Here is a 12,305-nt window from a genome sequence, read left to right on the forward strand (position 1 = left end):
TTTGTTTAATTTTAAGTATTAGAATGATAAATTGAAACCAATGGAGAATACGCGTGCTAGTGGCATATTATTCATATAATCGACACCCATATTCTTGTCATCGCCGTTCTTAACCTCGGGATCAATGTTGTTATACTTTGTCAATGTCAATAAGTTTTCCGCATTCAAATAAACACGACATTGCTGGAGTCCAATTTTCGAAAGCGTTTGTTTCGGCAGGGTATATCCTAATTCTAATTGTTTCAAACGAATATAAGAACCATCTTCAATTAAGTATGAAGAAACCTTACCTGCCTCATCATTTGGATTCAAGATATTGATCTCCGGCAGTTCCGCATTTCTGTTCTCTGGAGTCCAAGTATTCAATATACGAGTACTTTTATTGAAATAATCTCCCCAGAAATCAAGGCCATCCCTACCGCCTTTCGATGCGAAACAAATATCATTTCCTTGACTGCCTTGGATATAAAGAGACAAATCGAAGTTCTTGTAATAGAAGCGTGAACTCAAAGAGTACTCGAAATCAGGGTGAGGATTACCGATATAGGCCCTATCTTGGCTGTCTATTTTTCCGTCATTATTCACATCTCTATATTTCCAACGGCCGATTGCTTTGTCTGACTGTTCTACATGCGAGTCGACCTCGCCTTGTGTTTGGAAAATACCATCGATCACATAGCCATAGAAAGAGGAAATCGGATGACCTACTTCTGTTCTTGTATATGTGTTCGATATGAATTGATTTGAAGCTAATTTCTTTACCTCATTACGATATCCGGACAAAATGAGCCCTAATTCGTACCGGAAACCATAGTCTGTCGTATTCTGGAAATTGATATTCAATTCATATCCGTTATTTTGCATTTCACCGATATTCATAAATGGGGCACTTGCCACTCCTCCGGTAGAAGGATAAGTAATTCTTTGCAAGATGTCGGTAGTATATTTATGGTAGAAATCGAATGACAAATTCAGTTTATTATTAAAAAGACCTGCGTCGATACCAATGTTTGTTTGTGTAGTCGTCTCCCATTTAAGATCCGGATTACCAATGCTCTCCTTACTGATACCTTGAGTGACAGAGTTTGGATCTCCCGCTATAGGATAGCTGCTAGTTGAGATATTCGTATAATACATGGACGCAAATGCGTAGTTATCGATATCCTGATTTCCTGTCAAACCGTAACTGGCTCTGATTTTCAAATCACTAAGAATATCTTGCCCTTTCATGAAGTTTTCTTCCGTAAGTCTCCATGCGGCGTTTACCCCTGGGAAGTAGCCATATCTATGATTCGCACCAAAACGTGAGGACCCATCTCGACGAATAATAGCCCCTAAATAATATTTGTCTTTATATTGATAATTGACACGTGCGAACAGAGAGAACAAAGCGTATTCATTTGCGTTGCCTGTATTGTCCTTGTTGGATTCGCCAGCGTCAAGGTATCTATAATCGGGATCCTCGATAATAAAATTACTTCTATAAGCAGAGAGATTCTCTATTTTAGAATTAATGGCTTCTGTACCTAGCAAAACATTCAGATTATGTGTTTCACGAAATTTTTTCGTGAAGGTCAAAGTATTGTTCCAAACCAATTCTGATTTACGGCCTCTTGCTTCCTTTAAAGAATTCACTAGCGTATTTGCGTCTCCTTTGTTCCAATAAGTTTTTGGATTGAACTCTTTGGAGCCGCTATCCTCAACGTTTACGCCGACATTTGTCTTGAATTGGAAGTATTTCAAGAAATTGATATCCAAATACAAATTACCTAACAAGTTGAGGTTGTCATTGTAATTCTCTCTTTGATTATAAAGTTGGGCTACCGGATTCTTGGAATCACCTAAACCATTAGCTTTTGTTCCGGCCCAATTACCTTCTACGTCGTAAACCGGAATAAGCGGAGCCATACGTACGGCCTCATGGTCTGATTTGCTTCCTTTGTATTTAGAGTAAGTTGCGCTTAGGTTTGATCCTAATGTGGCGAAGCTCAAAATCTTAAATTGAGAATTGGCTCGTAAAGAGAAGCGATCATAGCCCGCCCATTTTACAAGAGCTTCTTGTTTATAATAGTTTGCGCTCAAGAAATATTTAGACCCATTGCCACCTCCTTGTGCGCTGATATCAATGTTTGTAGTCGGTGCGGGGCGATAAACTTCATCAGCCCAATTAGTTCCGATCTTATTAGCGCGCATAAATTGATTTTCCGCGGTATTATAAGTGCTGAGATCTACCTGGCCTTCCATGGCTCCTGCCGGTAGAATATAATCAGGAATGACGGGTGTAGCTCCGTTGCCATATTGGTCATGCTGTGGTGTTAACCCGGCGTTTCTCATCGCATTCCACAAGACTTCTCCATATTGTTGGGAGTTTAGCATTTCCGGCAAGTTGGTAGGAAGTTGTACACCTACGTTTACTTTTACGTCAACGGTAGGTTTTCCTTCTTTACCTTGCTTTGTCGTGATTAAGATAACCCCGTTAGCTGCTTGGGAACCATAGATAGAGGCGGAGGAAGCATCCTTCAATACTTGTACAGACTCTATACTTGAAGGATTTATTTGGGATGCGATCTCGCTTTTTGTAGGAAAACCATCAATGACATACAACGGGCTGTTATTATTCAGTGTTCCGACACCTCGAATACGGATAGCAGGAGCATCGCCAGCTACGCCGGAAGTTGTTACGGACACACCGGATAACCTACCTTGAAGAAGGTTCTGTATATTCCCGGATGATTGAATAGATAAATCCTTCGTAGATATGGAAGAGATAGATCCGGCTACGTCTTTCTTGCGTTGCGTACCATAACCGATAACAACGACATCATCCAATGCTTGTGCGTCATCCTTCATGGTAATTTGGATGTTCGTCTGCCCTTTGGTCGGGATTTCTTGCGTCTGATATCCGATATAGGAAATTTGCAAGATGGCGTTCTCGGAGACCATAAGGCTGAAATTTCCGTTAATGTCGGTGATTATACCGTTTGTGGTTCCCTTCTCCACGATATTTGCTCCAATGATAGGTTCACCAATTGCGTCTTTCACAACACCGGTGATTCTCCGGTTACTCTGTTGTGTAACAGAAGTGTTTTTTCGCATTAACATGATGTTATTACCCTCCATCGCATATGAGATGTCTGTTTGGGTAAAGACAGATGATAACACATCTGCTACGGTTTTATTTTGCGCCTCTACGGAAACCTTACGATTTAGATCTATTTCTTTGGTGTCGTACACAAAGAGATAGTCTGTTTGTTTTTCGATTTCGTTTAAGACAATTTGAGTGTTTGCATTGTTCACATGGATATTGACCCGTGTATTTTGCGAATTAACAGATGCAAACATTCCTGTGGTTGATAGAAATAGTGTTATAAAAGTTAACTTCATAACTCTTTTTGTTTGATTTTTCATACATTTGTAACTCTTGAATTTGATACTGATGATTTAAGTGCATGTGGTATTGATTCTTTCCGGGGAGTGTTGCCGCATTTCCCGGTTTTTATATACCGTTTCTTTTTTGATATTTTTTATCTCATAGGCATACATGATTTATAAGGTTAACATTCTGTTCTTACTTTATGATTATTAGATTCTTATCGTCATCTTTGATGTATGTGAATTTATGTTTTAACTGAAGTACTTTTAATACATGCTCTATTCCATCTTGAATACGAAATTTGCCGGAATAGTGATGTTTCAACAATGAGGGACGTTGGATCTCAATCGTAGTATCATAATAAAGTTCTAGTTTCTTTATTAGATCTTGGATTGATTCATTCTCAAAACAGAACAGGCCTTCTTTCCATTTAAAATAGTCGCTATTATTAATTGTAGATTTCTTGAGCATCCTATTCTCTATACTAACGATTTCATTAGGCTTGAGTTGTAATCCATTTCTTAAATTAGGGGAACTGATTTTTACACTACCCTTTAAAAGGGCGGTTTCGAACAAGGATGTGTTATGGTAAGCTTTTACATTGAACTCTGTACCTAATACTTGAACATCATGATTTTGGGTATGTACGGTAAATGGACTATTTTCATTGTGCTGGACAGAGAAGTAACCTTCGCCGTCTAATTCCACGTTTCGGGTGTTTGCGCTGAATTGTTCAGGAAATTTTAGGGTTGAGCGAGAGTTTAGCCATACATGCGTACCATCGGCTAAGGTGACCTCTGCCCGTTGTCCGGCAGGGACATGAATGGTTTGCATTTGTTTCTTGTTCGATTGTTGTATCTGCAGTTGTTTGCTTCCCCAAAAGCCGATTAGAAAGATGGCTGCGATTTTTAAGATCTCGGCCATTATCTTCCGTATGGAATAATGTACTTTCTTTACGGAATTTGTCTTATCTGTATTGGCTTGCCAAAGTGAAATGTCATATAATTTGCGTAAAACCAGAAATTCACGCATGTTTTCAGGGCTTTCGTCTAACCATGATGCTATTTTCAGTCTTTCTTTCTCTGAAACCTCTCCTTTTATGTATCGTTGTAGTAATTCCTTCATGGTATCTATTAATTTCGCTTTATAAATAATAAACGATGCTGCAAGATAGATCCCTAGTGGAAAAACGAGAAAAGTCAAGAAAAAAGAAAATAGAATAAGGGAAGATAATCTTTTAGATTGATACGTAATACTTTTAAAGTCTTGGTAATGTGGTATTCTACTCCTTTTACGGTGAGGTTGGTTTCTATAGCGATTTCTTTCACTGTTTTGTTTTCGAAACGACTCATCTCGAATATCCTGCGAGTTTGTTCGGGCAATGATTGTAGGGTGCGCTGAAGGATTGTGCGTATCTCTTCCCGGAAAATTTCTTCTGGATCGCAAGCCTCTAAAGTGGATATGCGGATGCTTAGTTCTCGCTTTTTTATTTCTTCTAGATTTTCGATCGCAGCATCATGTACAGCTTTATGGCGTAAGTAGTCGAGAGCTTTATTTCTCAAGATCGAAAGTAAAAGAGCTTCTGTTGCTTCTCCTTTTTGGGTGGAGATTAGTCTCCAATACTTCACAAGAGAATCGGATACGATATCTTCTGCTATCATATCATCATGTACGTATGATTTAGCGAACATGAACGATCGTTGATAGTTTCGTTCGTAAATAATGTTAAAATTGTCTTTTGCCATTATAAGCTGAGTAATAAAAATAAGATTACATGACTTCTGGAGTAAAACTAAGTTCTTCAAAGTTCCCTAGGAACTATATTCGGTATTTACAAACTACGCTTCTTCCTAATTCACATATTGTATCTACAGAGCGTAAATAGACTAACCGGTGGGACTTTTATGCCCTGAAATCATATAGTTATGTCAATAAAATATAAGACAATATTGATTTAGAATAGAAAAGATTGTGTTTTGCTAAAAGAAATCAATATATTTGCCTTATCTTTTGGAGTTTTAACATAAAAGGCATTTGGCACTAAATAGTCATGAACATAGTTCCTAGGGAACTATTTTCTTCATTCCTACAGAAGACAAAAGTTTCGTGCCGAAGAAACCTTAGTTTCCCTATATAGAAACAAAAGTTTCCTAAGCGGAAAACAAAGGTTTTAGCGGTATAAAACTTTAGTTTTTCATGGATAAAAACTGTATAAGCTTATATGTTAATGTTTTGTCTGTATAAGGAAGAGACCGTATGATGATTGCGGCAAGTGTGGAGAGATCGTTCTGTTTAGAGATAGAAAAGTAGTAAATGATGGTAGATAGGGCCTGATAATTGTAGATGTTTTTTATCTACCACCATAGGCTAAACCGTCTAAAGATAGATGATTACAAGGATAGTTGTAGATGTTGTAGATAAATTGGATATTTTTGAACCTTAGTCAGTAAGAGAGAGTACTGTTCGTGAGTTGATGAAGGAGATCTCCTCATTGGCTATTCGCTTATCTGGATTTGGGAAAATTACGAGATCAAATACGAAACATCCCGTTTCTTTCGTTGTTATATGGAGGATTATCCATATATTTGTAAATAAACTAGGTAAGCTTATGGCAGCGAAGAAAGATAGAGTACTTTGGGCTGATGACGAGATTGATTTGTTGAAACCGCATATCTTGTTCTTGCAGGACAAAGGGTATGAGGTCGTTCCGGTGGTGAGCGGGCAAGACGCTATTGACTGCTGTAAGGAACAATCGTTTGACATTATTTTTCTCGATGAGAATATGCCCGGCTTGACAGGATTGGAGACGCTGTCGCATATCAAGGAGATCGCTCCGAATGTGCCGGTCGTGATGGTGACTAAAAGTGAGGAGGAAAGTATCATGAATCAGGCGATCGGAAATAAGATCGCGGATTATTTGATCAAACCGGTAAATCCCAACCAATTGCTTCTCTCTATCAAGAAGAATGTCCATAAGAACGTGATTATCTCCGAGACGACCACGGTGGGTTATCAGCAGGAATTCGGTCGTATAGGTATGCAAATCAATGATTCCTTGACCACAGACGACTGGATGGAGGTCTATAAGAAACTAGTGTACTGGGAATTGGAACTGGAAAGCAGCCAAGTGGCAATGACAGATATGCTCCGTATGCAGAAGGAAGAGGCCAATAACGCTTTTGCCAAATTCGTGAAGAAGAATTATGTGGACTGGATACAGAATCCGGTCGATCGCCCGTTGATGAGCCCCGACCTGTTCAAGAAGAAAGTCTTCCCAATGTTGGATAATGACGAGAAGGTTTTCTTTATATTGATCGATAATTTCCGGCTGGATCAATGGCGGGTGGTAAAAGAATTGCTTACTGAGTATTTTACGTTTGACGAGAGCTTGTATTATAGCATACTGCCAACCGCCACGCAATATGCCCGCAACTCCATATTCTCGGGCTTGATGCCCTCGCAAATAGAGCAGATGTTTCCGGATTTGTGGGTGGATGAGGAGAGCGAGGAAGGTAAGAATTTGAATGAGGCTCCACTGATTCAAACCCAGATCGATCGGTTCCGTAAAAAATATACCTTCTCATATAATAAAGTACACGATTCTCAATATGGCGAGAAATTGTTGGGTACGATCCCTTCTCTTACTCGTAATCAATTGAATGTGATTGTGCTAAACTTCGTGGATATGCTTTCGCATGCTCGTACGGAGAGTAAGATGATCCGTGAGTTGGCGCAAAGCGAGGCGGCCTATCGCAGCTTGACTAAATCATGGTTCCAGCACTCTTCTACGCTTGAGTTGTTCAAACGAATCGCTGAGCGGGGAGCTAAGGTAATCGTTACGACCGATCATGGAACGATCCGGGTAACGAATCCGATCAAGGTGATAGGCGATAAGAACACGAATACCAATCTACGCTATAAGGTAGGCAAGAACTTGAACTACAATCCAAAAGAGGTATTCGAGATCCGGGATCCGGAAAAAGTAGGACTTCCTTCGCCGAACCTAAGCAGTAAATATATTTTTTCCTGTGGAGAGAATTTCTTCGCTTATCCGAATAATTATAACTATTACGTCTCTTATTACAAAAATACATTCCAGCACGGAGGAATCTCGATGGAGGAGATGTTGGTGCCGTTTATTACGATGGAACCGAAATAAATATCGTTTTTTTGTTCGTAGATGGTAGGTTTTGTTTAATTTTGCGAAAAAAGAAATATGTTTATCCATAATGAAATACGTAAGAATCTTTCCTTGTTCTCTGATATATGTAAGAATCATGGGATAAAATCGTTGTATGCGTTTGGATCTTCGGTAACAGACCAATTCAATCCACAGAGGAGTGATATTGACTTGTTGGTAGAAATGGAAGATATGGATCCTTTAGAAAAAGGAGAAAAATTACTTTCTTTATGGGATAAGTTAGAAGATTTCTTTCAAAGAAAAGTAGATCTACTGACTCAGAAAAGTTTAAAAAATCCATTTCTTTTAGAGAATATAGATAAAACAAAAATTCTATTGTATGACAATAAAAGAAAAGAAGTATTTGTCTGACATGATGAGGGCGATAAGCTTGATCGAATCGTTTACCGCAAATACTAGATCTTATATGGAGTATACAGTGGATCTAAAGACGCAAAGTGCGGTGGAAAGGCAATTGTCCATTATAGGTGAGGCTCTAAATCAATATGACAAACAACCGGAACGTATATCGCTAAACAATACACGGCAAATAGTTGGTTTTCGTAATCGGATTATACATGCTTATGACAGCTTGGATGACACATTGGTTTGGGCGATAGTCGTTAATCATCTGCCGGCCTTAAAAAGTGAAGTGAAAACATTATTGGAAAATTGTTAAGTTAGATAAGATGAGCACTATAAAAATAGAAAGTTTGGATAAGATCCATGAGGCGGCCAAGGAGTTTATCGCCGGGATGGATGATCGTACGGTCTTTGCCTTCTATGGTCCGATGGGGGCCGGTAAGACTACCTTTATCAAGGCGATCTGTGAGGAATTGGGTGTGGAGGACGTGATCAACAGTCCCACATTCGCTATTATCAATGAGTACCGTAGCGATACGACGGGAGAATTGATTTATCATTTTGATTTTTACCGGATCAATAAATTGAGTGAGGCCGAAGATATTGGAACGGAAGACTATTTCTATAGCGGAGCTTTATGTTTTATTGAATGGCCGGAGAAAATAGATGAGTTGTTACCCGGAGATGTGGTAAATGTCACGATCTCGGAGAATCCGGACGGTTCACGTACTGTAGAGGTTAAGTAAGTCTATGGATCCTTCCGAATACTTTATCTTATCCTTGTTTATCGCTTTGGGATTGTTCTCAATCGTAGCGGCGATCTGTAATTTTGATTGGTACTTTAAAACCAGCGGGGCGATGACTTTCGTGAACTGGTTCGGTCGTGGCGGCGCACGTATCTTCTATGCGTTGTTGGGAATCGGGCTGATCGCTTGTGGGGCGCTGGGACTTATGTATTGGTGATAAAAAGTAAATTATACTTACTTGTCCTAGTAAGTATAATCAAAATGCCTAAGTAAGTATAACTTCGTTGTCTGATGAAGTTATACTTACTTTGAAAAAGGCCTTATTCCGCTAATTGGAAATCGAGTTGCTTACGTTCCAGATTCGCTTGCGCTACTTTGATAGTGATAGGGTCTCCCAAACGATATTGACGTTTCTTGCGACGGCCCAATAAACAATAATTCTTCTCATCAAACTCATAGTAATCGTCATCCAGATCACGGATAGGTACGAGTCCCTCGCATTTATTCTCGTTCAGTTCTACGTAAAGTCCCCATTCGGTGACACCGGAGATAACGCCGTCGAATACCATGCCGAGCTTATCCTGCATGAATTCTACTTGCTTATATTTGATGGATGCACGCTCTGCGTTGGCGGCGACTTGCTCCATGTTGGAACAATGATCGCATAAATCCTCATACTTCTTTTGTATAACGCTACGGCCACCAGCTAGATAACGTTCCAGCAATCGGTGTACCATCATATCCGGATAACGGCGGATAGGAGAGGTGAAATGTGTATAGTATTCGAAAGCCAAGCCATAGTGGCCGATATTCTCCGTGGAGTAACGGGCCTTTTGCATGGCACGGATCGCCACTGTCTCGATCAAGTTCTCTTCCGGCTTTCCTTGTACATTGTCCAATAAGGAGTTGATTCCTTTGGAGACATCCGTCTTCGTGCCGTCTGTTTTCAACTTATAGCCGAAGCGACGGATAAAAGAGGCGAAATTCTCCATTTTATCTGGGTCCGGAAGCTCATGGATACGATAAACAAATGTCTTCTTAGTCTTTCCTTTAGGAGGACGGCCCACGAACTCTGCTACGGTACGGTTTGCCAATAGCATGAACTCCTCGATTAACTTATTAGCGTCTTTTGAGACCTTGAAATAAACACGGACTGGTTTCCCTTGTTCGTCGATCTCGAATTTAACCTCATAGCGGTCGAAGTTGATAGCGCCACTCTTGAAACGACGTTCCCGCAATTTCTTGGCAAGGTCGTTCAAGGCTAGAATCTCCTCTTTATAATCTCCCTCGCCGGTTTCGATCACCTCTTGTGCTTCCTCATAGGTAAAGCGGCGGTCGCTCTTGATGATCGTGCGGCAGATCCGGGAGTTTTGTACCACGGCATCGCTATTTAGTTCGAAGACAGCGGAGAAGCATAATTTTTCCTCGTCGGGACGTAAAGAGCATATTTGGTTACAAAGTCGCTCAGGAAGCATCGGTATCGTACGGTCTACCAGATAAACGGAAGTCGCACGGCTTTGCGCCTCTTTATCGATGACACCATCCGTTTTCACATAATGTGTTACGTCGGCGATATGTACGCCAACCTCCCAGTTCCCGTTATCCAAACGGCGTGCGGAAAGGGCGTCGTCGAAGTCTTTCGCGTCCTTCGGGTCGATCGTGAAGGTTGTTATCCCCCGGAAATCCTCCCGGTTCTCAATTTCCTCCGGAGAGATCGCTTCCGGGATCTTATCCGCCGCTTTTTCTACCGAGGAAGGATATTTGTAAGGCAATCCGAATTCGGCAAGGATCGCGTGCATCTCGGCGGTATTCTGTCCGGCAATACCTAATATATCGATGACCTCACCCAGTGGATTCTTGGCTTCATCCGGCCATTCCACGATACGTACGATCGCTTTGTCGCCGTTCTTGCCCCCTTTCAGTTTATCCTTAGGGATGAAAATATCGTTAGCCAACGTCTTGTTTTCCGTAATCAAGAAGGCAAAGCCTTTAGCTACTTGAAGTTTACCTACGAAAGTACGCTCCTTGCTCTCAAGGATTTCCACGACCTCACCTTCCGGCTCGGCACCTTTACGTTTGGCGAAAAGCTGTACTTTCACTTTGTCTCCATCCATGGCATGCCCGGAATTACGTTCAGCGATAAATACCGGCGTACCTCCGTCTTCAGGGATGAAAGAATTCTTTCCATTGCTGCGGCGTGCGAAAGTTCCTACGGCTAGGGTTCCCAATCCGTTGAGACGGTAACGGCCACGGTCGATCTCGGTGATGATATCCTCGGCGGACAAGTCATACAGGATGTCTACCACCTGCAATTTCTGCACTTGGTTCTCGACTCCGATGATCTTGCTGATTTGTTTATAGTTGAAAGGTTCCTTGGGAGAGGATTGGAATACGGAAATGATGGCTTGGATCATCGCTTCTTTTTTCATACGTTTACCAACACCCTTTTCCTTTTTTCCTTTTTTCTCCTTATTGTTATCTTTTTTTGCTGGTCTATTCTTTGCCATTCTGTATAATTATTTGCATTTGTTTTTGTGGAGACGGGGCACGCCTCGTCTTTTGCACGCCATGTCTACAAAGGAAACAATTTAAATTGATATTTGGTTGACAATTGTGTTAATTAGATTTATTAAGCTCGCGGATTCTTAATGGAAACAATTCGCCGGCACCCCTTTCGCTCCGGGCTTGCAACAGAATACGCTACCGCTTAGTGGATATTCCTCAAGCTGTTCCTCACTCAATCCGGCACGGGCAGTCGTTATATAAAGCGTGTCGAGCTTATCCCCTCCAAAAGCGCATGACGCTACGTGGGGGGCCGGTACGACAATTTTTGTCAACAGGTCGCCGGTATAGGGATTGTAACAATAAACACCGCCACCTCCCCATTGAGCCACCCAAAGGTTGTCGTTGCAATCTATCGTCATTCCATCCGGGGAGCCGGTGCCCTCGGGTATATTTACGGCTACGCCATCGTACAATATGTCACCGGAGCTATCGTCATACCGGAAACGTATGATCTTACGGGTAGGTGTGTCGTTGTAATACATGTATTTCTTGTTGGCGGACCATACGATCCCATTGGAGATCGTGACTTTTGTCAACTTTGTTTCGACGGTTCCGTCTGCCCATACACAATAAAGGCTGGCAGCCCCTTTAGGCGCGCCAAATCCCATGGTGCCGATCCATAAGCGTCCGGACGGGTCGCATTTCCCATCGTTGCAACGAATCTTCCCGTTATTGTCCGGGATTGGGGCGATAGATGCCGTGTTCCCATCCGTTAGGTTTACACGTATGATCTCGTTTTGTAAAGCGACGACTACCGTACTGTCCGTTTCCGGTACGACGGTAGAGACCATGCGGTCGAACTGCCATGAACGGCAGTTTTGCAAGTCCGGTATATACTCATATAACGTCTTTCCTTCAATATCTACCCAGAAAAGTGTATTGCGATCGGGATGCCAAATCGATCCCTCCCCTGTAGTAGCTTCCGCCCGAAACGCCAGATCGGGGCTGATTATAATAGGATCGTTTATACAAGAGGTTCCTTCAAACATGATAAATGCCAATATTAATTTAATAACTATTTTTTTCATGGTATGCTATGAATCTGAGTTTACAAAGGTATAAATTTGTTTTATAATGC

10 protein-coding genes are annotated in these 12,305 nt (G+C 41.3%); 5 read left to right on the forward strand and 5 right to left on the reverse strand.

Going from position 1 to position 12,305, the window contains the following annotated elements; translation table 11 throughout:
• Positions 1-18: 18 nt before the first annotated feature.
• The 3 genes from DWX33_RS08745 to DWX33_RS08755 form a co-directional block, all read right to left on the reverse strand.
• Entirely contained in the window at positions 19-3,234 is a 3,216-nt protein-coding gene (locus tag DWX33_RS08745) for a TonB-dependent receptor (RefSeq protein WP_233570146.1), read from the reverse strand.
• A gap of 334 nt (positions 3,235-3,568) precedes the next feature.
• Positions 3,569-4,498 carry a FecR family protein gene (locus DWX33_RS08750; protein ID WP_009275289.1) on the reverse strand — a complete coding sequence of 310 codons (930 nt, stop codon included), beginning with the start codon at positions 4,496-4,498 and terminating at the stop codon, positions 3,569-3,571.
• A 74-nt stretch (positions 4,499-4,572) separates the two neighbouring features.
• Entirely contained in the window at positions 4,573-5,118 is a 546-nt protein-coding gene (locus tag DWX33_RS08755) for an RNA polymerase sigma-70 factor (protein ID WP_009016548.1), read from the reverse strand.
• Positions 5,119-5,981: 863 nt separating this feature from the next.
• On the opposite strand from DWX33_RS08755, the gene DWX33_RS08760 reads away from it, so the two are divergent.
• From DWX33_RS08760 to DWX33_RS08780, 5 genes are read left to right on the forward strand one after another with little or no spacing between them, the layout of a single operon-like run.
• Complete coding sequence (locus DWX33_RS08760; RefSeq protein WP_122380219.1) at positions 5,982-7,532, forward strand: PglZ domain-containing protein; 1,551 nt, start codon at positions 5,982-5,984, stop codon at positions 7,530-7,532.
• A 57-nt stretch (positions 7,533-7,589) separates the two neighbouring features.
• The gene (locus DWX33_RS08765; protein WP_009016777.1) at positions 7,590-7,925 is read left to right on the forward strand and encodes a nucleotidyltransferase family protein; all 336 of its coding nucleotides are present in this window, start codon (positions 7,590-7,592) and stop codon (positions 7,923-7,925) included.
• Positions 7,894-8,232, forward strand: a complete 339-nt coding sequence (locus tag DWX33_RS08770; RefSeq protein WP_122380220.1) for a DUF86 domain-containing protein — start codon at positions 7,894-7,896, stop codon at positions 8,230-8,232. The genes DWX33_RS08765 and DWX33_RS08770 overlap by 32 nt, the downstream gene beginning before the upstream one ends.
• 10 nt (positions 8,233-8,242) lie before the next feature.
• Entirely contained in the window at positions 8,243-8,662 is a 420-nt protein-coding gene (tsaE, locus tag DWX33_RS08775; RefSeq protein WP_048927062.1) for a tRNA (adenosine(37)-N6)-threonylcarbamoyltransferase complex ATPase subunit type 1 TsaE, read from the forward strand.
• A gap of 4 nt (positions 8,663-8,666) precedes the next feature.
• Positions 8,667-8,879: an immunity 17 family protein gene (locus DWX33_RS08780; protein ID WP_005859813.1), complete on the forward strand. Its 213-nt coding sequence runs from the start codon at positions 8,667-8,669 to the stop codon at positions 8,877-8,879.
• A gap of 103 nt (positions 8,880-8,982) precedes the next feature.
• On the opposite strand, the gene rnr is transcribed toward DWX33_RS08780, so the two are convergent.
• Together rnr and DWX33_RS08790 are read right to left on the reverse strand one after the other, a co-directional pair.
• The gene (gene rnr, locus DWX33_RS08785; RefSeq protein WP_005867327.1) at positions 8,983-11,169 is read right to left on the reverse strand and encodes a ribonuclease R; all 2,187 of its coding nucleotides are present in this window, start codon (positions 11,167-11,169) and stop codon (positions 8,983-8,985) included.
• A gap of 138 nt (positions 11,170-11,307) precedes the next feature.
• The gene (locus DWX33_RS08790) at positions 11,308-12,216 is read right to left on the reverse strand and encodes an SMP-30/gluconolactonase/LRE family protein (RefSeq protein WP_005867329.1); all 909 of its coding nucleotides are present in this window, start codon (positions 12,214-12,216) and stop codon (positions 11,308-11,310) included.
• Positions 12,217-12,305: the final 89 nt, after the last annotated feature.

Origin of the sequence: Parabacteroides sp. AF19-14 (genome assembly GCF_003635485.1) — a bacterium.
GTDB lineage: Bacteria > Bacteroidota > Bacteroidia > Bacteroidales > Tannerellaceae > Parabacteroides > Parabacteroides distasonis.

Excerpts from the sequence above, each read along its gene's own strand:
- DWX33_RS08765 (WP_009016777.1), top strand. The coding sequence starts at position 7,590 with ATGTTTATCCATAATGAAATACGTAAGAATCTTTCCTTGTTCTCTGAT.
- DWX33_RS08790 (WP_005867329.1), bottom strand. The coding sequence starts at position 12,216 with ATGTTTGAAGGAACCTCTTGTATAAACGATCCTATTATAATCAGCCCC.
- rnr (WP_005867327.1), bottom strand. The coding sequence starts at position 11,169 with ATGGCAAAGAATAGACCAGCAAAAAAAGATAACAATAAGGAGAAAAAA.
- DWX33_RS08755 (WP_009016548.1), bottom strand. The coding sequence starts at position 5,118 with ATGGCAAAAGACAATTTTAACATTATTTACGAACGAAACTATCAACGA.
- DWX33_RS08780 (WP_005859813.1), top strand. The coding sequence starts at position 8,667 with ATGGATCCTTCCGAATACTTTATCTTATCCTTGTTTATCGCTTTGGGA.
- tsaE (WP_048927062.1), top strand. The coding sequence starts at position 8,243 with ATGAGCACTATAAAAATAGAAAGTTTGGATAAGATCCATGAGGCGGCC.
- DWX33_RS08770 (WP_122380220.1), top strand. The coding sequence starts at position 7,894 with ATGACAATAAAAGAAAAGAAGTATTTGTCTGACATGATGAGGGCGATA.
- DWX33_RS08760 (WP_122380219.1), top strand. The coding sequence starts at position 5,982 with ATGGCAGCGAAGAAAGATAGAGTACTTTGGGCTGATGACGAGATTGAT.
- DWX33_RS08750 (WP_009275289.1), bottom strand. The coding sequence starts at position 4,498 with ATGAAGGAATTACTACAACGATACATAAAAGGAGAGGTTTCAGAGAAA.